Raw genomic sequence first — 21,926 nt, forward strand, 5'->3', positions numbered from 1 at the left:
TTCTTAAGACACCTTATCTTTACAGATAGTATTAAATGAGCCTTCTTACCTTTTGCACCTTTTTATTTCGGTGCATTGTTAGTGATCAAGCTAGCAGTTCTGAGTTTTTATCTGAAAAAAAGATTTTGTCTTGAAACGTCCTTACAAGTCGTGTGGCAAAATAACCCGTCTATATTTTAATGTATGTAAAATGATTTGAGAGACCTTAGGTTCTCGCGGATCTAAATTGGAATTACCGCTATGTCGAGCAAGCCAGTAACAACGAATCAGCAAATCGTTTGGGATCAAGAAATCTTAAACAAGTATAACTATTCGGGACCTCGTTACACTTCATACCCAACTGCGTTGGAGTTTCATGAAGCGTTTACCGTCGCTGATTACGACATGGCGTGTACTCAGTACCCAGAGCGTCCTCTCTCTCTTTACGTGCATATCCCATTCTGTCACAAGCTTTGTTACTACTGTGGTTGTAACAAGGTCATTACTCGTCACTCGCATAAAGCCGATGAGTACTTGGATGTGATCGAACATGAGATTCGTCAGCGTGCTTCTTTACTGAATGGCCGCGAAGTGACTCAACTTCACTTCGGTGGTGGTACGCCAACATTCTTAACTAAAGCTCAAATTACTCGTTTGATGCTGATCCTACGTGATGAGTTTAACTTTACGGCTGATGCTGAAATCAGTATCGAAGTTGATCCACGTGAAATCGAATTAGATGTGCTTGATCACCTGCGTAGCGAAGGCTTTAACCGCCTGAGTATTGGTGTCCAAGACTTCAACAAAGAAGTGCAAAAGCTGGTTAACCGTGAGCAAGATGAAGAATTCATCATCGCGATGGTTCAGCGTGCCAAAGAGCTGGGTTTCCGTTCAACCAACCTAGACTTGATCTACGGTCTACCAAAGCAGACTCAAGCGTTATTTGCTGAAACATTGAAGCAAGTGCTAGAGATGAAACCGGGTCGTTTATCGGTGTTTAACTACGCGCACATGCCGCAACTGTTTGCTGCGCAGCGTAAGATTAAAGATGAAGACTTACCTGAGCCGAAAGAGAAGATGGCTATCCTACAAGATACCATTGAGACTTTAACGGGCGCGGGCTACCAGTTCATTGGTATGGATCACTTTGCTTTACCAGAAGACGAGCTAGCCGTTGCACAGCGTGAAGGTATTCTGCATCGTAACTTCCAAGGCTACACGACCCAAGGTGAAGCTGACCTAATTGGTTTCGGTGTTTCAGCTATCTCAATGGTCGGTGATGCTTACGCACAAAACCAAAAAGAGCTGAAGAAGTATTACGCACAAGTTAACGACCTTCGTCACGCGCTTTGGAAAGGTGTTGCTCTAGACAGTGACGACCTTCTACGTCGTGAAGTGATCAAGCAGCTTATCTGTAACTTCAAGCTTGATAAAACCATGATTGAATCTGAGTTCTCGGTTAACTTTAATCGTTACTTCAAAGAAGATTTAGGGCTACTGCAAACCTTCGTTAACGATGAGTTGGTTGAAGTCGACGACAAAGAAATCCGCGTGACTCTACGTGGTCGTTTGTTGATTCGTAATATCTGTATGTGTTTCGATAAGTACCTACGTGCTAAGGCTCGCCAACAGCAGTTCTCTCGCGTGATCTAATCGCTCGATTGAGAATAGAAACATAAAAAATGCCAGCATCCATGCTGGCATTTTTGTATCTGTGTATTGCTACCCTAAGGCGGCCTACCACTTGGCTAGGTAGTGCTCTCTTTGGTACTTTATTTTCCCTTGGTATCCTGTTTAGCCTTGGCATTCTTTTGAATATTGATGAGGTCGGTTGGCCACTGATCAAACGGGACCGGACGGCTGTATAAGAAGCCTTGCGCGAGTGGGCATTGCAGTTGTTTGAGCAAGTCAGCCTGCTGCTGAGTTTCCACACCTTCCGCAACCAAGTTCACCTTAAAACCTTTGGTTATGTTGACGATAGCCGCAACGATTGAGCTGTCTAAGCTTTCTTGTTCGAGCTTACACACGAAGCTACGATCAATTTTAAGGCAATCAAATGGCAGCTTCTGCAGGTAGGCAAGCGATGAATAACCGGTGCCAAAGTCATCAATCGCAATCGAAATCCCCAGGGCTTTGAGTGTCAGCATGTTATCGATGATGGTCGGGTCATTGTCGACGATTCGTGACTCCGTGATCTCCAACGTCAGGTTTTGGGCGGGTAACTTGGTATCACGCAGCGTGTTTTTAACCAAGTCAATGAATCCGCTTTCACTCAGTTGGTCGACAGACAAGTTAACGTGAATAGAGAAGTCTTCACTCCATTTCCCTGATTCGATCGCGATGGCGGTATCTCGACAAGACTTATGCAGAATTTGCTGGCCAATGTCGTAGATGAGCCCTGTCTCTTCCGCGAGTGGAATGAATTCCAATGGTGAGATAATGCCTTCATCAGTGATCCAGCGGGCTAGGGCTTCAGCGCCGATTGTTGAACCTGATTCTAGGTCGATAATAGGTTGGTAAAAGGGTTCGAATTGTTGCAGTTCGATCGCTTTGTTGAGGCGGGCTAGCATCTTGGTTCGGTGCCTAGAGGCATTGCCCATTTCTGGACTGTAGATGCTGACACGCGCTTTATCCTGCTTGGCATTGCTCAGTGCAATACTGCTGTTGCGCAGCCATAAGGTAATGTCTTGGTCATTTGAAACGTGAACGACACCAATGGACACCTTAATCACCACACTTTCTGATTCCATAGAAAATGGCGAAGCAAAGGTTTGGAGTAGTCGGTTAGCAAGCAGCTGAACGTCATCGTCTTGAGTTACATTGGGTGCGTAAATCGCGAATTCATCGCCACCAGTACGAGCCAACAAGTACTCCGTTGGCAGAATGCCGCGCAATCGAGCGGCTGCGATGATCAGCAGTTGGTCGCCATTGTAATGGCCTAGACTGTCATTGATATCGCGGAAACGATCGATACCAACCAAATAAAGCGTTCCTTCCTTTGTTTCGGTGCTTTTTTGGGCGGCATCAATAAAGCCTTCTCGGCTATACAATTTGGTTAGTGAGTCATAGGTCAGTTGAGACTGTAATTGCTGGAAAGAAGCCTTTAAGTTGTTGGCCATCTCATTGAATGCTGCCACTAGCATACTGGTTTCGTAGATATTACCCGGTTTCGGCATGCTGCTATTCCAATCGCCATTGGCTAGGCGTTTTGCTGCGTCGGCGGTTGAGGTTATCGGTCGAATTACGCGATTAAAGGCAATTAGCCCAGCGATGATGCCAATACAGCTGAGCGCGAGCCCAAGTAGCCAGCTGTTTCTTTGGTTTTCTGGTAGTTCACCGAGCAGGTTGGACTCAGGGATCGACATGCCAATAAACCAAGTGATGCCATGCTCATCTTCAAAAGGTGTGAGTTGGTTGAAGTATCGTTGGCCGTCGAGATTAAAGCTGAAACGTTGAACGCTCATGTTTTCAATCAAATGGAATTGGTCAACGTAGCTGGCGCTCTCTCGTATGACGGGGTTAGCGCTTTCTGTTGCGAGGAGACGTTGGCCTTTGTGGGTCTTTCCGGTTCCCCAAGACACGACACTGCCACCTTCTGAGTGAGCAACTAAACGTTGCTGGTTGTCGATGATGTAGACAGAGGCATCGGTATTATTTTTCAGATCTCTCAAGAACGCGTTGAAGGTATTGATCTTGATATCGCTGACGATAACCGCTTTAAATTCGTTGTCATCATAAATAGGCGCAAGTGCTGACAGGGTGATCTCTTGGCGTTCATCGGCATTGGCGTAAATAGGCGACCACACGGCTTTTTTCTGATTAACAACTGGAGTATACCAAGGGCGTACTCGCGGGTCATACCCTGAGATGACGGAGCGAATGTCTTCACTTATCTTGCTGCCACGGTAGATAACCAACTGATCTTGAGTGCGGTCATCCTGCACCATCAGGGTATAGCCATCGTTTGCTTCTTTACGAAAACCCACATAATTGCCATCTTCAGAACCAAAACCAATTACATCAAGTTGCGGAACAGCCGTGAAGTGATCGGAAAACTTATAAAGAATGTAATCTTGAACCTTGCTGAGATTGCCAGCTTGGTAAAGGTGGTGATAGCCAATGTTGTGGCTGAGTGAGAGGTTGGCGTGAAACGGTTTTTCTAAAAAATCGGACAGGCTTTTATGAACATTGTCAGTGAGTGATGCTAGTTGACGTGCACTAATATCACTCACCATCTCTTTGTAGCTTTGTTTTTGAGTGAAAACCATTACGCCCATAGTGAACAGAAAAATCATCACGAATGGGAGAACCACCGCGGTTCTCAATGTAATTTGTGTTTTCAAAGACATCTTTAGCTACAACTTTAGTGAATGGCATACCTTAATTGTACCGACACTATTCAAACCAAGCGACCCTTTTTGGGTTAAAAAGTAGCTGCATCGAAAGTCATATCAGGTCAGTACAGTTCTTTGAGCTTACGGGTTAGGGTGTTTCTTCCCCAGCCTAAAACCTTGGCAGCATCTTGTTTATGACCATTGGTATGGTTGAGTGCAGCCTCTAGCAGTATACGTTCAAACTCTGGCAGAGCATAAGTCAGCAGCTCCTTTTCTCCTGAATCAAGCGCACACTTTGCCCAATTAGCCAGCAGTTGCTGCCAGTTATCACCAGAGCCTGAAGTGGTCACCACTTTCTCTTCCAATAACTCAGGAGGCAGGTCTGAAGGCAATATTTCGCTACCGCTGGCCATCACAGTGAGCCAACGACAAATATTTTCCAGTTGACGCACGTTACCTGGCCAATTCAGTTGATTGAGCTTTAGGATCGTCTCTGGGTGCAGTGTTTTTACTTCTACACCGAGCTCTTCGGCGGCAGAGGCTAAGAAGTGATGAGTCAGTTTCTCAATATCTTGCTTACGTTCACGCAGCGCAGGAATATGGATTCGAATCACATTCAGTCGATGGAAAAGGTCTTCACGGAAACCCCCCTCATGCACCAGTCGCTCTAAATCTTGGTGGGTTGCCGCAACGATACGTACATCAACCTTTACCGCAGAGTGACCGCCCACTCGATAAAATTGGCCATCCGACAAGACACGTAGCAAGCGGGTTTGAATGTCGAGTGGCATATCCCCGATCTCATCCAAAAACAGGGTGCCGCCGTTGGCTTGTTCAAAGCGTCCTTGGCGAACACTGTTGGCTCCGGTAAAGGCGCCCTTCTCGTGGCCAAACAGCTCGGATTCGATCAAGTCTTTAGGTATTGCTGCCATGTTGAGGGCAATGAATGGCTTCTTTGCTCTCGGGCTGTGGCGATGTAAGGCGTGCGCTACTAACTCTTTACCCGTACCGGACTCACCATTAATGAGAACAGAAATGGACGAACGAGATAAACGGCCAATGGCGCGGAAAACTTCTTGCATTGCGGGCGCTTCACCGATGATTTCGGGTGCGTTGGTCTCTTCGACCACTTCGCTGGCTTGTTCACGCTTCTGTTCTTGACTGTGTGCGATTGCTCGTTCTACCAAAGTCAGCGTCTCATCGATATCAAACGGCTTCGGCAAATACTCAAAAGCCCCTTTCTGATAAGCATTCACCGCAGCATCAAGGTCAGAGTGCGCGGTCATGATGATCACTGGCAGGTCAGGAGAACGCTGGTGAACTTGATGCAACAGCTCAATCCCGTCAATGCCAGGCATGCGAATGTCCGATACCAATACATCTGGCGTTTCGCGTTCAAGCGCCAGCAGCACGCTCTCTGCGTCAGCAAATGTTTCGCACTTAATATCCGCAGATGACAGCGTCTTTTCTACGACCCAGCGTATAGAACTGTCGTCATCGACGACCCAAACGTATCCCTTACTCATAATTCAATTCCTTTGCAGCCAAATCTATTGTGATAATCATTGTTGTTTTTATTGTTTGGTATTCGTTGTTGCCGATGAAACGTTGTTTCCAGTGGGAATCAAGGCTTCGCTTATATCGGCAAATAAATCGTGAAAGTGGTGTTACCTGGCCAGCTTTCAACGTCTATTTTCCCGTTGTGCTGATCGATCAGGTTTTGAGATATCGATAGTCCTAAGCCAGTGCCACCCTCGCGCCCACTCACCATTGGGTAAAAGAGGGTGTCTTTTAATTCATCGGGGATGCCCGGGCCGTTATCGCTGATCTCAATGCGAGCAGCGAGTTTATGTCGCTTGCCATGGATATTGGCCTGGTGCACCGTTCTGGTGCGAATGGTGATTTTACCGGACTCTTGCGTCTTCAAAATCTGTGCAGCGTTACTCACGATGTTGAGCATGGCTTGTTCAACTTGCGCAGAATCCATCACTATCGCCGGCAGGCTAGGGTCGTAATCTCTTTCGATAGCGAGTGTCGAGCCCGCTTCAAGTTCTACTAGTTGTCGAACTTTTTCTAAGATTTGATGAAGGTTCTCTTCGGTTTTTTTGCCTGGTTTTTGTGGGCCAAGAAGACGGTCGACCAAGGCTCTCAAGCGATCGGCTTGTTCAATAATGATCTGTGTGTATTCATTAAGAGACTGATCGGGCAACATTTTTCCAAGCAGCTGCGCCGCTCCTCTTAAACCACCTAATGGGTTTTTGATTTCATGAGCTAACCCGCGCACCAGTAGCTTCGCAGCTTGTTGTTGTGCGTGTTGGTTAAGTTCTTGGCTGAGGCGTCTTTGTTGGTCTATCTTGCGCATCTCCACTAGTAGCAAGGTTTCACGCTGCCATGAAATAGGGCTTACGGTGACTTCTAGCATCAGTGGGCGGTTGTCGACGACAAAGGTAACGTCGCTGTCGGTAATGCTTTGGCCACTTTGTAGAGGCTGAGTGAGAAGCGCTAAGTCGAGGGAAGCATGTTGAATCAACTGGCTTAGTGGGTGATCGACGATGCGTCTCGCGCTTTGAGAGAAGAGTTGTTCAGCCGCAGGGTTGGCGTATCGCACGAACAATTGCTCATCGAGCATCAAGGTCGCGGTCACCATATTGTCGAGAATGGCGTTGGAAAGATGATGTGTATCTATGCTGTCGCTTTGGGCTGATCGATTCACTATTTCGTCCTTGAACTGGTGTTTTTCTCACTGCACCAAATTGGTGCGTAGCTGAGTTCAAGTATGGCGCATATCAACCAGAAGCTAAAGATAATTCATTAGAGTCGCTAAAAGCTGCTTCGATTGGGTGAAAAGTAGAGGAAATTCAGTCTCTTTTAACACATTGGCCTACTTGAGCGTCGCTCGATGTAAATACACGGTGACTGGACTAGTAGATGCAATAAGCTTGCCGCTTCTATGTGCTTGAATTGCAATGGTGTGAGTACCTCGATCGATGCCTTTCAATTCCCAAGTTGGCTGGGTTTGCGGAGCACCATAACGACGGCCATCGAGCATTAGTTGCAACTGCTCACCAATACCTAATTTTCGGTTGAGTTCGATCTGAATGGGGATTAAGCCACGGTTGTTACGGATGGTTTGATCATGAATGGGAGTCAGCATGGTTAGCGTTAGCTGAGCTGGAGCCTCGCGTTCCGTAGTTTTTGTTTCTTGCTGATTTTGGGCGGGTGTTGCCGTTTTAGATGTAGATGTAGATGGATCTGCAGCGTCAACAGGCGTTGAGGCCTCAAATTTAGGGGCTGGCGCTGACGCTTGTACATCAGGCAGGCGAAGAGATTTAGCACCTTGATCGGTTGGGTTATCACTAAAGTGGAGTACGCCATCTTCGTCTACCCAGGTATATACCGTTTGAGCAGAGCACGAGAATGCGACTGTTAACCCAATTAGGAACAGTATGTTTTTCATATCGTTAGCCTCTTTCCACCGTTAGGTGTTTTCACGTTTGGCGTTGGTTTTGTTATTGATTTTATTGTGTTTATAGCAACAGCCTCTGAGGGCTTTTGTTTAATACCAATCAAAGTAAGTTAATGTTCACAAATAGCGTAGGAAAAAGACTTGAGAACGAGGCAGGATTTTTCGATAAGTAGTTATTCTACAATCAAAAATTCTAACGACGTTATCGAGTGTTTTAACAAGCTAGGGTGAGCAGTTATTTACTACGATTAGTATCGAATATGGTACGAGGAAGGGGAGGTAGGGAGAATAGAAAAAAGGCCCACCTGCGAGGCGAGCCTAATATTTTTCTAGAGTTTCTTACTTATTGCAGTAAGAAGACCGACTAAAAATTAAACTGAGTAGTACAGTTCAAACTCAAGTGGGTGTGTCGCCATGTTAACGCGTTGTACATCGTCAGATTTCAGTGTGATGTAAGAATCAATGAAATCGTCAGAGAATACGCCGCCAGCTGTTAGGAATTCACGATCGGCGTCTAGAGCTTTAAGCGCTACTTCTAGAGATTCAGCAACTGTTGGGATTTCAGCCGCTTCTTCTGCTGGAAGGTCGTATAGATCTTTATCCATAGCTTCGCCTGGGTGGATCTTGTTCTTGATACCGTCAAGGCCAGCCATCAGCATTGCTGAGTAGCATAGGTATGGGTTAGCTGCTGGGTCACCAAAACGTAGCTCGATACGACGTGCTTTCGGGCTTGGTACTACTGGGATACGGATAGAAGCAGAACGGTTACGTGCTGAGTAAGCAAGCATTACCGGAGCTTCAAAACCAGGTACAAGACGCTTGTACGAGTTTGTTGATGGGTTAGCAAATGCGTTGATTGCACGAGCGTGTTTGATTACACCACCGATGTAGTAAAGCGCCATTTCAGATAGGCCGCCGTACTTATCACCAGCAAACAGGTTAACGCCGTCTTTTGCTAGAGATTGGTGAACGTGCATACCAGAACCGTTATCGCCAACTAGTGGCTTAGGCATGAATGTCGCTGTTTTACCAAATGCGTGAGCAACGTTGTGTACAACGTACTTGTAGATTTGAGTCTCATCAGCTTTTGTTGTCAGCGTGTTGAAGCGAGTTGCGATTTCGTTTTGACCCGCAGTTGCTACTTCGTGGTGGTGAGCTTCAACAACTAGACCCATCTCTTCCATTACTAGACACATTGCAGAACGGATGTCTTGAGAAGAATCTACAGGAGCTACTGGGAAGTAACCGCCTTTAACGCCAGGACGGTGACCTTTGTTACCGCCTTCGATGTCAGAACCTGTGTTCCAAGCTGCTTCTACGTCATCAATCTTGAAGAAAGAACCAGACATGTCATTTGAGAATTTAACATCATCAAATAGGAAGAATTCTGGCTCAGGACCGACTAGAACTGTATCTGCAATACCAGTAGAGCGTAGGTATTCTTCAGAACGTTTAGCGATTGAGCGAGGGTCACGGTCGTAGCCTTGCATTGTTGCAGGCTCAAGAATGTCACAACGGATGTTTAGCGTTGCGTCTTCTGTGAATGGGTCAAGAACTGCAGATGATGCGTCAGGCATCATTACCATGTCAGATTCGTTAATGCCTTTCCAACCTGCTACTGAAGAGCCGTCGAACATTTTACCTTCTTCAAAGAAGTCAGCGTCAACTTGGTGAGAAGGAATAGAGATATGCTGCTCTTTACCTTTTGTATCAGTAAAACGTAAGTCGATAAATTTAACTTCGTTCTCTTGGATCAGGGATAGTACATTTTCTACTGACATCTTGGATAACCTCCAGTGTTATTAATTCGGTATTAGCTCGATTCGGTTGAAACCAGCATTGATTAATGTCTGTATGTGCATTAATCGATGCTGATTTGTCTATTGCCAAAAGCGTGCCAAAAAAATTATTCCATTAATTTCAATTGCTTAGTTGTTTTTGTTTGCGTTTACATTCGAGTTTTGCACCAAAATGATCTCTGCGTGCACTATATTGGTGCAATGCGCTTGATGTGCACCAATATGATGAATCACAAACGAATACCATTCAGCAACGAATTGAGTACGTTGTCAATCCACTTTTCTTTTTCGGGGTAGATTTGGCTCGAAGTTAGCGCGCAATGATTTTAAAAATCGTACGAATTTAGCTGTTCTATACTGTATTGAATCGATGTTAAGCGAATATGAATCGCTAATAGAGAAAAAAGCCTTGGTTCAGATCACATATTTCTGGGTTTTTTTCTAAAATCTGGTATATTATTGACCGTTTTTTAAATCAAGCTAGCGGTTATTATCCAAACAATTGAGATAATTGACGGCTACCTTTTATGAGTGAATCGAGAATCCATGTCTACTCCACAGATTGATAAGTTAAGAAATATCGCGATCATCGCGCACGTTGACCACGGTAAAACGACTTTGGTTGATAAACTGCTACAACAGTCAGGCACTCTTGAGTCTCGTGGTGAAGCTGAAGAGCGTGTCATGGATTCGAATGACATCGAAAAAGAGCGTGGCATTACAATCCTTGCTAAGAACACAGCAATCAACTGGAATGATTACCGCATCAACATCGTAGATACTCCGGGACACGCGGACTTCGGCGGTGAAGTTGAGCGTATCATGTCTATGGTTGATTCAGTTCTTCTGATCGTAGATGCAGTTGACGGCCCAATGCCTCAAACTCGTTTCGTAACGCAAAAAGCATTCGCACACGGCCTTAAGCCAATCGTTGTTATCAACAAGATTGACCGTCCTGGTGCTCGTCCTGATTGGGTTATGGATCAAGTATTCGACCTTTTCGACAACCTAGGTGCTACTGATGAGCAACTAGACTTTACTGTTGTTTACGCTTCAGCTCTAAACGGTTGGGCAACAATGGAAGAAGGCGAAGTTGGCACAGACATGGAACCACTGTTCCAAGCTGTTGTTGATACAGTAGACGCTCCTGCAGTTGACCTTGACGGTCCTCTACAAATGCAAATTTCGCAACTTGATTACAGCTCTTACGTAGGTGTTATCGGTGTTGCTCGTGTTACTCGTGGTTCGGTTAAGCCAAACCAACAAGTAACTATCGTGAATGCTGAAGGCAAGAAACGTAACGGTAAAGTAGGTACTGTACTTGGTTACCTAGGTCTTGAGCGTCACGAAGTAGAACAAGCTAACGCTGGCGACATCATTGCAATCACTGGTCTTGGTGAGCTGAAAATTTCAGACACTATCTGTGACGTAAACAATGTTGAAGCAATGGAACCTCTATCTGTTGATGAACCAACAGTAACAATGACTTTCCAAGTAAACACTTCTCCGTTCGCGGGTAAAGAAGGTAAGTTTGTAACTTCACGTAACATCCTTGAGCGTCTTGAAAAAGAATTGGTTCATAACGTTGCACTACGTGTTGAAGAAACTGAAAGTCCAGACCGTTTCCGCGTATCAGGCCGTGGTGAGCTTCACCTTTCTATCCTGATCGAAAACATGCGTCGTGAAGGCTTCGAGCTAGCAGTATCTCGTCCAGAAGTAATCATCAAAGAAGAAGATGGTCAGAAAATGGAACCGTTCGAAACGGTTACTATCGATGTAGTTGAAGAGCACCAAGGTGCGATCATGGAAAGCATCGGTCTACGTAAGGGTGAGCTAACAGATATGGCACCAGATGGTAAAGGCCGTGTTCGCATGGACTTCATGATGCCTTCTCGTGGTCTTATCGGTTTCCAAACTGAATTCCTTACAATGACGTCTGGTTCTGGTCTTATTTACCACTCGTTTGATCACTACGGTCCTTACAAAGGCGGTATCATTGGTCAACGTAACAACGGTGTTCTAATCTCGAACGCAACGGGTAAAGCTCTTACTTACGCTCTATTCTTCCTTCAAGCTCGTGGTCGTCTATTCACAGAGCACGCTGATGAAGTTTATGAAGGTCAAGTAATCGGTATTCACAACCGTTCAAACGACCTGACAGTAAACTGTCTAAAAGGTAAGCAACTAACGAACGTTCGTGCATCTGGTACTGATGAAGCACAAGTTCTTTCTCCACCGATCAAGCACACTCTAGAGCAAGCTCTTGAGTTTATCGATGAAGATGAACTAGTAGAAGTAACGCCACTAAACGTACGTATCCGTAAGAAGCTTCTTACTGAAAACGAACGTAAGCGTGCAGCACGTCCAGCTAAGGCTTAATTGCCAGCTGACTAGCTTCTAGCTAAGTAGATAAGAAAGCCCCGAGTAGCCTAGCTGCTCGGGGCTTTTGTTTTATGTGGCGTTAGCATAGATACGGGTAAACGAGATGCGAGATACGAAGAGCATGTTCCATATCTATGCATCGAGTCGTCATTCAAGAATCGAGGGACGAAATATCTGTAATCTTTCTTTTAAGGCGTCCAAGAGATTCCCTATCACGCTCGTTCCTCGCTGTAGGGAATGACTGTGGGTTTGTTTAGATTCGAGTTAACGAGATGCGAGATTCGAAGAGCGTGTTTAGATTGGATATAGCCAGATACTAAGAAGGTGAGATCTTCGATACCTGTTCTCTTTCATCCATTTCTACTCATCGAGTCGTCATTCCAGAATCGAGGGACGAGATATCTGGAATCTTTCTTTTACGGCATATAAGAGATTCCCTATCACGCTCGTTCCTCGCTGTAGGGAATGACGGTGGTTTGTTTAGATTCGAGTAAACGAGATGCGAGATACGAAGAGCGTTCAAGTATTCGTGATCATCAATAGGGAGGGACGACCGAGTTGGGGAGCTAGCTTTTGATACCTAAGTGGCTTTTAACAAATAGAACCCGTTTTTCGACTGACATAAATGGAACCTCGACAATCTCATAGCCAAGCTCTTGATAGATTCTAACTAACGCGTGGTGAATCTCTAATGCTTCTTCAAACGGGTAGGGGCGCACTTCATCTTGAACATAGATAGAAGCTTCAGGGCGGCAGAATAGGGCTTGAGAGTGATAGCCTTTACTCGCTTCTCGGTAGTTCTCATCAATATCGAGGTTCGCCTGAGCTAAGTAACCGCAGATATCTGGGATAGCACGATCGAGAAACGCAATCGGATGCTGGTTAGCCTGTTCCTTTTGCTCGCTCATGACGGTCAGACACAGGCGAGCAAAGCCCGGAAGGTCTAACCAAGGTAGGATGCCATCGGCCAGTTGACTCTGCTGTTCAATTAACTGTCGAGAAGATTCCGCGAAGGTCGGGTAACCCATGTCAGCCAAGGCATTAATCAGCGTTGTTTTTCCGGCTCCGGGACCGCCAGTAATAATGATTGGCTGCATCGTGTTGTTTCTCTGTAGATCTACTTCTGGTTCAGTTGAGCTAAGAATTTATCCGATTCTGCTATCGCCGCATTCATCTGTTCTATCGCGTAAGCGATGTCTTTTTCTAAGCTCATAAACTCACCCTGCAACGAACCAACGGCACTCGCATTGAGGTTATGCTTAAGATAAAGCGTGTTGTCGCGAAGAGTGTTGAGTACCGGATCCATTTTCTTCTCGGCCCGTTTCATCGCTGAAAGCATAGTCTGGTAAGACGATTTGGTTTCACGCAGCTTCTTCTCACTTGAACGACGCAGTGAATCGCTGGTGTAGAGATCTAACTCACCCTGCCACTCTTCAAACAACGCATCGGACACATCTTCAATCGCAGCAATGCGGTCACTGACATTTTGAGCCGCTTTCTCGCTGTCTTGGTATTTATCATTAATCTTGTTGTACATGTCTTCAAGGTCGCCACCACTGAAGTTAGTCAGGCTACTCAAGGCTTCAAGTGCGCTGGTAAACTCTTCCTGAGCATCCTGTTGCGACTCTTTCGCGTCTTCTACTCTGTCGACCATAATGTCACGCTTGTGGTAACCCACTTGCTCCATGGCGGAGTAATAAGCTGACTGGCATCCAGTAAGAGTAAAAATAGAGAGGACTATAACTATTAAATAAGGCATCCTAGTTTCCTATAGTTAAATAATATCAATCGTAGTAAATAACTGCTCAACCTAGCTTGTTAAAATGCTCGATAACGGCGTTAGAATTTTTGATTGTAGAATGACTACTTATCGAAAAACTCTTCCTTGTTCTCAAGCCTTTTTCCTACGCTATTTTTGAACATTTACTTACTGTGATTAATACAACGGAATATTAATTAGGACTATGAACGAGTTACAAGGGAGTTACAAGTTGAAGATAAAAAAGGTCGCCACACTCAGTGTTCAGTTTTCTCGCTATCTTTTGGCGCGAATGACGCACGATAGGGTCAACGTGAATGCGGGCTATTTGGCGTACATTACCTTGCTCTCGATCGTACCGATGTTGACGGTTCTGCTCTCTATCTTGTCGTCATTCTCCATCTTTGCTGATGTCGGTATCGTGATTCAAAACTTCGTCATTACCAACTTTGTTCCAGCGTCAGGGGATGCAGTACACGGTGCTTTGTTAGAGTTCGTTGCCAATACCGGAAAAATGACGGCGGTGGGTAGTGTGTTCTTATTCATTGCAGCACTGATGCTGATCTCCAATATCGATAAGAACCTCAACTACATCTGGCGTGTTAATGAGAAGCGACGTGCGGTGTTGTCTTTCTCTATGTACTGGATGGTGCTGACGCTTGGGCCTATTTTGGTGGGCGCGAGCATTGCTGCGACTTCGTATGTAACATCGCTAAGTCTGCTACAAAATGAAGTGGTGTCTGGTGCCTTTAATACCGTGATCCGCAAACTCCCTTTGATTCTCTCTTTCTTCGCGTTCTTCGGTTTGTACCTGTTGGTTCCCAACAAAAAGATACACTTTTCTCATGCAGCTGCGGGCTCTCTGGTTGCAGCTCTGTTGTTCGAACTCAGTAAGAAAGGCTTTGCAGCCTACATTACACAATTCCCTTCTTACCAGTTGATTTATGGCGCATTAGCGGCGATTCCGATTCTTTTTGTCTGGGTGTATTTGTGTTGGTTGATCGTGCTAGTGGGTGCAGAGGTAACCGCTGCCCTTGGTGAGCACGAACAGTGGAGTGACCCGCAAGAAATGGTACACTCAACGGATAACGACAAAATTACAGAGCAAGGAAACAACAGTGATAGCACTGATCCAGAGAGTAAGTGAAGCTGCCGTCCGTGTTGATGGCGAAGTAGTGGGTGAGATTGAGCAAGGCTTATTGGTTCTATTAGGCGTAGAAAAAGGTGATGACGAAACCAAAGCCAAACGTTTGATGGAACGAGTGACCACTTATCGTGTCTTTGGAGATGAGGACGATAAAATGAACCTCAATGTGAAGCAGGTTGAAGGTAAGGTCTTAGTGGTGTCTCAATTCACTCTGCCTGCCGATACGAAGAAAGGCACGCGAGCGGGCTTTTCTCGTGGTGCTCACCCTGAAGATGCTGAGCGTCTTTACAACTATTTCTCTGACCAATGTGAATCAGTATTGCCAACAGAACGTGGCCGATTTGCAGCCGACATGAAAGTGTCGTTAGTTAATGATGGTCCAGTGACATTCTGGCTACAAGTTTAGGCTTAAAGGAATAAGCATGTTTAAACTCATAACCCCAACCACCGAAAATCAACTGAACAAGTATTACCATTTTCGTTGGCAGATGCTCCGTGAGCCTTGGCGAATGCCGGTAGGCTCTGAGCGCGATGAATATGACGCCATGAGTCACCATCGCATGATAGTCGATGGTCGAGGTCGCCCGATGGCGATTGGACGTCTTTATATCACCCCAGATCTAGAAGGTCAGATCCGCTACATGGCGGTTAAGAATTCTCGCCGCAGTAAAGGTATGGGTTCGTTGATTCTCGTTGCGCTTGAATCATTGGCTCGCCAAGAGGGCGCAAAGCGCTTGGTGTGTAATGCGCGTGAAGATGCGATCTCGTTCTACGAGAAGAATGACTTTGAACGTCGTGGTGAGATTAACGATCAACGCGGCCCTGTACGTCACCAGCAGATGGTTAAGCACCTTGACCCAATGGCTGACGTATTGCGTAAACCTGATTGGTGTAACGAGCTTCAGCAGCGTTGGGAACACCAGATCCCGATCAGTGACAAGATGGGCATTAAGATTAACCAATACACCGGTTATCAGTTTGAGTGTAGTGCTCAGTTGAATCCCAATTTGAACCCTCATAACACCATGTTTGCAGGCTCTGCCTTCACTCTAGCGACCTTAACGGGCTGGGGCATGACTTGGCTACTGATGAAAGAACGCGGCCTGACCGGTGACATCGTGTTGGCGGATAGTAATATTCGTTACCGTCACCCGGTAGAACAAAACCCAGTCGCATCGACCTCATTGGATGGGATCAGTGGAGACTTAGATCGTCTTGCCTCTGGCAGAAAGGCTCGTATCATCATTCACGTAACCATTCACAGTGGCGACGTGGAAGCGGTAGAGTTTACGGGAACCTATATGCTGATCCCTGATTACAAAAAGATACTATCAACAGATTCGAATGTGAGTGAGTAGCTAACCGCACCACTCATTTTGTAAGAGCTGAAGATAAATTTTGAAAGCGCTACTCCTCAGGAGCGGCGCTTTTTTGTTGGCAGTCGTTAATCTCAGAATATTCAACTTGGTCGAGCTTTCCTGAAATTTGGTGGCATGGGTCGGAAAGGGTAATGGAGAGCGAGTGCTGCTCTTGTTCTAGCAAATCGAGTTCGCCCGAGACCTCACCATTCAGTGTTTGAACCCTCTGCGAACCTTCCTCTTCTGCCGATGCACCAATAATGTGCATTGGTTTGAGAGTAAAGCGGCCACGGTCAAAATTCGCGTTGAGCTCAGGGATCTCAAACACGTTATCGGTTGATGTTTCAGACAGCGTGTCGTTAAAGGTCATCACGCCTTGGCGCACGCTGCCCTTGAGTTGACCTGTGGTTGAGTAGCCCAGCATCAGCGAATCGCCGTACAAACCTGCGGCTTGAAGTTCGAATTCACCATAGCCTGTCGCATCCAGTGGTAACTCAAGCTGCTGTAACATGGGTGATATAGGTAACCCGTCAGCAGAGATGTCTAGGCTCCACGGTTTACTTACTTGGTTAAAGTCGAGCGTTGCATTCGCTTCAACATAGCCATGCTTTAGCGGCATAAACAGGCGTGTCAGTGTCCATTTGCCTTGATCGCTATTCATTTCAACCACAGGCTGAGCGCTGAGAATATTCTGGTAGCTGGCATCATTGGCGCTGGCCATTAACTTGCCTTGCCACAACCCTAGCTTTCTATCTTGCAGCAATTGAACCTGATGCCCCTCGACATGAAGCCCTGAAACCTGCCAGTAAGGTTTTTTTGCAAGTTGGATGAGTTGGCTACGCTCTATGTTTAGTCGATGAATAGAGGCTTGCTGTAGCTGTGTAAGCCAAGGGATTAAGCGAGTGACCGGTAGATTTTCATCTTGGCTTTCAGTAATCCATTTTATGCCCTGAACATCAAGCTGCGCGAGTTCAACTGAGCTTGGTGTTACCACCCCGTTCATTTGGATGCTGCCTTGTCGCCATTGGGTATAGAAATCCTCAATCAGGATCTGCTCAGGCTGGAGGCTTAGTTGGATACTCGGGTCGACGAACAAGTCATCATCAATGGTGACGCCCTCTGCTTGTAGGGAAAAGGTGGCTTGTTGCTGCTGCCACAGCTGAAACGGTAACTGAACATTTTCTAATGAAGCATCGAAGCCAGCTAAGTGGCCATTTTTCCATTCCACATCGCTACGCAAGATATCTAAACTGTTGATGTGGTTTATTTGGATGCCTTTTACGTTCCAATTTTTGCTTAATAGGTTTTGGGTTTGTTGTTGATCGAGCCTTAAGCCGTCAGCGGTTACATTCACCAGCGACCAACCTTGCTGATACTGTTCCGCTTGCCCAGAAATCTTAGCCCCTCGCCATTCAAATGAAGCGCCATAAAGAGTGCTGTCATTGGGCTTTAGATCGAGATCAATCAATAAGTTGTCAAAGGCTTCATCTTGCCAATAGAGTTGTGCGGCAGTGAGTTGTGTTTTTCCGTAGGGCAGTATTGAGCTGTGGTTATCCCAGGTGGGATCGGAGATCTGCAGGTCGATGCCACGCGCATTAAAGTCTGGTGTTGAAAAGTCTAAGTCATGAAGAGCGAGCTGGTGGAGCTTGATATGTTGCTGCGCGAACAAGGGATCGAGAATCTTTAGGTTATTGGTATCCAGTTGCAGGCCGCTGATCAAAACAGAATCCAACACTAATTGGGCTTCTGTTACAGAGTAAGGACTGAACCAGATATCGATCTTGTCGACGTACAGAGGTGGCTGCTTTTCTGGTTGGGCTTGAGGCAGGGTAATGCCCATTAAAGTGATGTGATAAGGCGCCTGATACTCAACATCCTCAATGAGTACAGGTTGTTCAATCGTATGCTTGATAAAAAAGTTAGCAACATCCGCACGGTATTGCGTCTGCAGGCTTAATAGCAACGCTGCGATAGTTGCAACGGCGATAGCCAACACAATGCCGAACACCATGAATACCTTTTTCATTCCCTGAAAGCCTTAAATTTCAATTGTCTCAAAACAGAGTGGAACAAAAAGGGTCAAGCATCAACAAAAAAGCCCCTCAAAAGAGGGGCTTGCTACAAAAATATCATTTTAAATTGGGCGTTCGCTTTTGGCTAAGCCCGAGCAGATGGTGGATTAGTCGAGTTGAGGACCAGCGGCAACCAGCGACTTACCTTCAGCGTTGTCTGTGTACTTATCAAAGTTGTTGATGAAGCGTTCCGCTAGATCTTTCGCTTTGCTTTCCCATTGTAGTGGGTCAGTGTACGTATCGCGTGGGTCAAGAATCGCAGGGTCAACATCGTGCAACGCTAGCGGTACTTCTAGGTTAAACATCGGGATAACCTTAGTTTCGGCTTGGTCGATTGAGCCATCTAGGATAGCGTCGATGATGCCACGAGTATCTTGGATCGAGATACGTTTGCCTGTGCCATTCCAACCAGTGTTCACTAGGTAAGCTTCAGCGCCAGCCGCTTCCATGCGCTTCACAAGCACTTCAGCGTACTGAGTTGGGTGAAGAGTTAGGAATGCCGCACCAAATGCCGCAGAGAACGTTGGTGTTGGTTCAGTAATACCACGCTCTGTACCTGCTAGCTTAGCAGTGAAGCCAGATAGGAAGTGGTATTTAGTTTGCTCCGGAGTCAGCTTAGATACTGGTGGTAGAACACCAAATGCATCTGCTGTTAGGAAGATAACTTTTTGAGCATGACCGGCTTTTGATACTGGCTTAACGATGTTGTCGATGTGGTGAATCGGGTAAGAAACACGAGTGTTCTCTGTTTTAGAACCGTCATCAAAATCGATAGAACCATCGCCACGAACCGTTACGTTTTCTAGCAGCGCATCACGACGGATTGCATTGTAGATTTCTGGTTCCGCTTCTTTAGATAGACGAATCGTCTTCGCGTAACAACCACCTTCAAAGTTGAAGATGCCATCATCGTCCCAACCGTGCTCATCATCACCTATTAGCTCACGCTTAGGATCCGTTGATAGGGTTGTTTTACCGGTACCAGATAGGCCGAAGAATATCGCTACATCGCCTTCTTCACCAACGTTAGCACTACAGTGCATTGAAGCAATGCCTTGCAGAGGAAGAAGGTAGTTCATCATTGCGAACATGCCTTTCTTCATCTCACCGCCGTACCAAGTACCACCGATGATTTGAACGCGCTCTGTTAGGTTGAAAGCAACGAAGTTTTCAGAGTTTAGACCCTGTTTTTCCCAGTTAGGGTTCGTTGTTTTAGCACCGTTCATTACCACGAAATCAGGTTCGAACGTTGCTAGCTCTTCGTCAGTTGGACGAATGAACATGTTCTTAACGAAGTGCGCTTGCCACGCTACTTCAGTGATAATACGTACACTTAAGCGCGTATCAGGGTTAGCACCACAGTAACCGTCAATGACAAACAGGCGCTTGCCAGATAGCTGAGTTGTCACAAGCTCTTTCAGCTCATCCCACACTTCAGTTGTAATTGGTTTGTTGTCATTTTTGCCTTGATCTGACCACCACATGGTATCGCGTGTAGTGTCATCTTTAACGATGTATTTATCTTTTGGTGAGCGGCCAGTAAAGATACCAGTGTCAACCGCAACAGAGCCTAGTTCCGTTACTACGCCTTTTTCGTAGCCTTCCAAACCTGGCAGTGTCTCTTCAACGAATAACTGCTCGTAGCTAGGATTACGAAGAACTTCAGTAACGCCAGTCAGTCCGTGCTTAGTTAGATCAATTTGTGCAGCCTTAGTATGTTCCATAACGGTCATAGGTGCTCCTTGTAGGATATTTTGTAGGGATTTTGTATTAATTTTTTATTGTTATCTGCTCACCATGCTAGCAACGAGACTCTGGGGAAACAGGGATACAGCTCAAAAAGTATCCATATTAATCTTGGGGTTTTAAGCGTCTCGTCACATATTGGCCTAACTAGTCTATCCTGTACGCAAACCTTTGCGCTAGGGGCGAGAACATTATTAATTGATTAAAATTAAGCGGTGATTTTATTACGAGATGTTACGGAGTTTGCGCTATTTTGATCACAAAAAAGGCCAGCTGAGCGCTGACCTTTGTGGGGTAAATTACGTGTTTTTGGTACGCTGTAAATTAATGAACCGTATTGTCGCCTTTATCTGCTGCTTCTGCGTACAGAGCGTCAACGTCGTTCTTATCAAAAGAGTAGTTTGTGCCACAGTAATCACAATGAAGAGCCACACTTCCTTCAGTGCTGATGATGTCGTAGATCTCTTCTTGAGCAACAGTAATGATAGCCGCACCGCTGCGTTGACGAGAACAACCACAGAAGAACTCAACCGGTTGTGGGGTAAATACCTGAACCTTCTCTTGGTTGTATAGACGGTACAACAGGTCATTTGCTTCTAGAGAGAACAACTCTTCATTTTTTACGGTGTCAGTTAACTGTTCTAGGTGTTCGAAGTCATCTGGCGTACCGGTACCGTCAGGCATAACCTGCAGCAGCATACCAGCAGCGTGTGCTTTGCTTTCATGTTCGCCCGTGCGTAGCCATAGACGAGTCTTTAGCTGTTCAGAGTTTGCGAAGTAACCTTCAAGTACTTCAGCAAGCGTGTCACCTTCAAGACCAACGATACCTTGGTAACGTTCACCTTTTTTAGGATCGATAGTGATCACTAGGTGGCCTTTACCCATCAGATCGTGCAGGCCAGCGTCGTCAGCAATGTCACCGTCAAAGCGAGCAACACCACGGATCTTCTGATCGTTATCGCCATTAATAACAGCGAGAGATACTGGGCCATCACCTTGCAGTTGCATCGTGATAGAGCCTTCAAACTTTAGAGTCGCCGTTAGTAGCGTCGTTGAAACCAGTAGCTCACCCAACAGCTTTTGTACTGGCGCTGGGTATTCCTTGCTAGAAATAATCTGTTGGTACGCTTCGTCCATTTGTACCAATTCACCACGTACTGATAGGTCTTCAAATAGGTAGCGATTTAAAACATTACTTGTAGACATTGGGTCTGCCATTTGGCTATTCCTTCTAGCTTATTGAGTCTTGAACTTGATGATGTCACGACGTTGCTTTTTGTCTGGGCGACGTTCTGGTGCTGGGCTATGAGCATTGAGCTTGCGCTGTTGTGCAAATTCTTCTCTTTTTGCCAAGCTTTCGGTGGTTTCTTCATAGAGTGTTTGAGCGACTGGCGCTCCGCCACGGTGTGCGGATATTTTCTCTATGGTGACCGTCTTTTCTTCATTACCTTGGCGCAGAGTAATTACTGCACCAAGTTCTACGATTTTGCTGGGTTTGCTGCGCTGACCATTATAGTGGACTTTGCCACCATCGACCATGTTGCGAGCAATTGAGCGAGTCTTATAAAAGCGTGCTGCCCACAACCATTTATCGAGTCTGACAGCTTCATTAGTCGTTTTCATATAGGACAGTGCCTTTTCAGTTAGAAATGAATGCGGTTTAACTGTAATGAACAGTGCGCAACATGTTTTTGATGATGATTTTCACATTAAGTAGAAGCTTTAAGTGGAGGCGGGTGGCATTTTTTTCAAGTCATATTACAAAATAGCCATGTTATGCCGATTTATAGATTTGCTATGATATAGTTCAGGATCTTATGCTTAAATAAGCTCGGTATCGAACGAATGAATAAAAAAGCTGAAAGTTTAATGATTTGCAGCGTT

At 45.8% G+C, this 21,926-nt stretch carries 16 protein-coding genes; 5 read left to right on the plus strand and 11 right to left on the minus strand.

What is annotated here, in order from left to right:
- The first annotated feature begins 240 nt into the window (after positions 1 to 240).
- The gene (gene hemN, locus QUF19_RS00470) at positions 241 to 1,632 is read left to right on the plus strand and encodes an oxygen-independent coproporphyrinogen III oxidase (RefSeq protein WP_286295324.1); all 1,392 of its coding nucleotides are present in this window, start codon (positions 241 to 243) and stop codon (positions 1,630 to 1,632) included.
- A 119-nt stretch (positions 1,633 to 1,751) separates the two neighbouring features.
- On the opposite strand, the gene gepA is transcribed toward hemN, so the two are convergent.
- The 5 genes from gepA to glnA all read right to left on the minus strand — a co-directional run bounded on the left by gepA (position 1,752) and on the right by glnA (position 9,560).
- Positions 1,752 to 4,328 carry a phosphodiesterase GepA gene (gene gepA, locus QUF19_RS00475; protein WP_286295325.1) on the minus strand — a complete coding sequence of 859 codons (2,577 nt, stop codon included), beginning with the start codon at positions 4,326 to 4,328 and terminating at the stop codon, positions 1,752 to 1,754.
- A 107-nt stretch (positions 4,329 to 4,435) separates the two neighbouring features.
- Positions 4,436 to 5,839, minus strand: a complete 1,404-nt coding sequence (gene glnG, locus QUF19_RS00480; RefSeq protein WP_286295326.1) for a nitrogen regulation protein NR(I) — start codon at positions 5,837 to 5,839, stop codon at positions 4,436 to 4,438.
- 110 nt (positions 5,840 to 5,949) lie between these two features.
- The gene (glnL, locus tag QUF19_RS00485) at positions 5,950 to 7,026 is read right to left on the minus strand and encodes a nitrogen regulation protein NR(II) (protein ID WP_286295328.1); all 1,077 of its coding nucleotides are present in this window, start codon (positions 7,024 to 7,026) and stop codon (positions 5,950 to 5,952) included.
- A 168-nt stretch (positions 7,027 to 7,194) separates the two neighbouring features.
- Positions 7,195 to 7,770, minus strand: coding sequence for a DUF4124 domain-containing protein (locus QUF19_RS00490; protein ID WP_286295329.1), 576 nt, complete (start codon positions 7,768 to 7,770; stop codon positions 7,195 to 7,197).
- A gap of 380 nt (positions 7,771 to 8,150) precedes the next feature.
- Positions 8,151 to 9,560, minus strand: a complete 1,410-nt coding sequence (gene glnA / locus QUF19_RS00495) for a glutamate--ammonia ligase (protein ID WP_017107904.1) — start codon at positions 9,558 to 9,560, stop codon at positions 8,151 to 8,153.
- A 564-nt stretch (positions 9,561 to 10,124) separates the two neighbouring features.
- Here glnA and typA point away from each other — a divergent pair.
- Positions 10,125 to 11,957, plus strand: a complete 1,833-nt coding sequence (gene typA / locus QUF19_RS00500) for a translational GTPase TypA (protein ID WP_102437869.1) — start codon at positions 10,125 to 10,127, stop codon at positions 11,955 to 11,957.
- Positions 11,958 to 12,526: 569 nt separating this feature from the next.
- Here typA and QUF19_RS00505 read toward each other — a convergent pair.
- Both QUF19_RS00505 and QUF19_RS00510 read right to left on the minus strand, forming a co-directional pair.
- Complete coding sequence (locus QUF19_RS00505; RefSeq protein ID WP_102437871.1) at positions 12,527 to 13,057, minus strand: AAA family ATPase; 531 nt, start codon at positions 13,055 to 13,057, stop codon at positions 12,527 to 12,529.
- 20 nt (positions 13,058 to 13,077) lie between these two features.
- The gene (locus tag QUF19_RS00510; protein ID WP_017107901.1) at positions 13,078 to 13,719 is read right to left on the minus strand and encodes a DUF2959 domain-containing protein; all 642 of its coding nucleotides are present in this window, start codon (positions 13,717 to 13,719) and stop codon (positions 13,078 to 13,080) included.
- 205 nt (positions 13,720 to 13,924) lie between these two features.
- Here QUF19_RS00510 and QUF19_RS00515 point away from each other — a divergent pair, with 205 nt between their 5' ends.
- Genes QUF19_RS00515 through QUF19_RS00525 form a run of 3 tightly spaced genes read left to right on the plus strand, consistent with a single transcriptional unit; the run spans position 13,925 to position 16,224 of the window.
- A complete protein-coding gene (locus QUF19_RS00515) occupies positions 13,925 to 14,866 on the plus strand; it encodes a virulence factor BrkB family protein (RefSeq protein ID WP_286295331.1) in 942 nt (313 codons plus the stop codon).
- A complete protein-coding gene (gene dtd, locus QUF19_RS00520; RefSeq protein ID WP_285953018.1) occupies positions 14,838 to 15,272 on the plus strand; it encodes a D-aminoacyl-tRNA deacylase in 435 nt (144 codons plus the stop codon). Before QUF19_RS00515 ends, dtd begins: the two co-directional genes overlap by 29 nt.
- 16 nt (positions 15,273 to 15,288) lie before the next feature.
- Positions 15,289 to 16,224, plus strand: coding sequence for a bifunctional GNAT family N-acetyltransferase/hotdog fold thioesterase (locus QUF19_RS00525; protein WP_102437875.1), 936 nt, complete (start codon positions 15,289 to 15,291; stop codon positions 16,222 to 16,224).
- A 49-nt stretch (positions 16,225 to 16,273) separates the two neighbouring features.
- Here QUF19_RS00525 and QUF19_RS00530 read toward each other — a convergent pair whose 3' ends face one another.
- The 4 genes from QUF19_RS00530 to hslR form a co-directional block, all read right to left on the minus strand.
- A complete protein-coding gene (locus tag QUF19_RS00530) occupies positions 16,274 to 18,250 on the minus strand; it encodes an AsmA family protein (protein WP_286295334.1) in 1,977 nt (658 codons plus the stop codon).
- 153 nt (positions 18,251 to 18,403) lie between these two features.
- Positions 18,404 to 20,029 (minus strand): phosphoenolpyruvate carboxykinase (ATP), encoded by a 1,626-nt coding sequence (gene pckA, locus QUF19_RS00535; RefSeq protein WP_009848030.1) that lies wholly within the window; start codon positions 20,027 to 20,029, stop codon positions 18,404 to 18,406.
- 337 nt (positions 20,030 to 20,366) lie between these two features.
- On the minus strand, positions 20,367 to 21,260 hold the full coding sequence (gene hslO / locus QUF19_RS00540) for an Hsp33 family molecular chaperone HslO (protein WP_286295335.1): 894 nt from the start codon (positions 21,258 to 21,260) through the stop codon (positions 20,367 to 20,369).
- An 18-nt stretch (positions 21,261 to 21,278) separates the two neighbouring features.
- A complete protein-coding gene (gene hslR / locus QUF19_RS00545) occupies positions 21,279 to 21,665 on the minus strand; it encodes a ribosome-associated heat shock protein Hsp15 (protein WP_004735595.1) in 387 nt (128 codons plus the stop codon).
- Positions 21,666 to 21,926 lie beyond the last annotated feature (261 nt).

It is taken from the genome of Vibrio sp. FE10 (assembly GCF_030297155.1).
GTDB classification, from domain to species: domain Bacteria; phylum Pseudomonadota; class Gammaproteobacteria; order Enterobacterales; family Vibrionaceae; genus Vibrio; species Vibrio apostichopi.

Bases quoted from the DNA above. Each gene is read 5' to 3' on its own strand.
- pckA (WP_009848030.1), bottom strand. From the start codon at position 20,029: ATGACCGTTATGGAACATACTAAGGCTGCACAAATTGATCTAACTAAG.
- QUF19_RS00525 (WP_102437875.1), top strand. From the start codon at position 15,289: ATGTTTAAACTCATAACCCCAACCACCGAAAATCAACTGAACAAGTAT.
- hemN (WP_286295324.1), top strand. From the start codon at position 241: ATGTCGAGCAAGCCAGTAACAACGAATCAGCAAATCGTTTGGGATCAA.
- gepA (WP_286295325.1), bottom strand. From the start codon at position 4,328: ATGTCTTTGAAAACACAAATTACATTGAGAACCGCGGTGGTTCTCCCA.
- hslR (WP_004735595.1), bottom strand. From the start codon at position 21,665: ATGAAAACGACTAATGAAGCTGTCAGACTCGATAAATGGTTGTGGGCA.
- glnG (WP_286295326.1), bottom strand. From the start codon at position 5,839: ATGAGTAAGGGATACGTTTGGGTCGTCGATGACGACAGTTCTATACGC.
- QUF19_RS00510 (WP_017107901.1), bottom strand. From the start codon at position 13,719: ATGCCTTATTTAATAGTTATAGTCCTCTCTATTTTTACTCTTACTGGA.
- typA (WP_102437869.1), top strand. From the start codon at position 10,125: ATGTCTACTCCACAGATTGATAAGTTAAGAAATATCGCGATCATCGCG.
- QUF19_RS00530 (WP_286295334.1), bottom strand. From the start codon at position 18,250: ATGAAAAAGGTATTCATGGTGTTCGGCATTGTGTTGGCTATCGCCGTT.
- glnA (WP_017107904.1), bottom strand. From the start codon at position 9,560: ATGTCAGTAGAAAATGTACTATCCCTGATCCAAGAGAACGAAGTTAAA.
- QUF19_RS00490 (WP_286295329.1), bottom strand. From the start codon at position 7,770: ATGAAAAACATACTGTTCCTAATTGGGTTAACAGTCGCATTCTCGTGC.
- QUF19_RS00515 (WP_286295331.1), top strand. From the start codon at position 13,925: ATGAACGAGTTACAAGGGAGTTACAAGTTGAAGATAAAAAAGGTCGCC.
- hslO (WP_286295335.1), bottom strand. From the start codon at position 21,260: ATGGCAGACCCAATGTCTACAAGTAATGTTTTAAATCGCTACCTATTT.
- QUF19_RS00505 (WP_102437871.1), bottom strand. From the start codon at position 13,057: ATGCAGCCAATCATTATTACTGGCGGTCCCGGAGCCGGAAAAACAACG.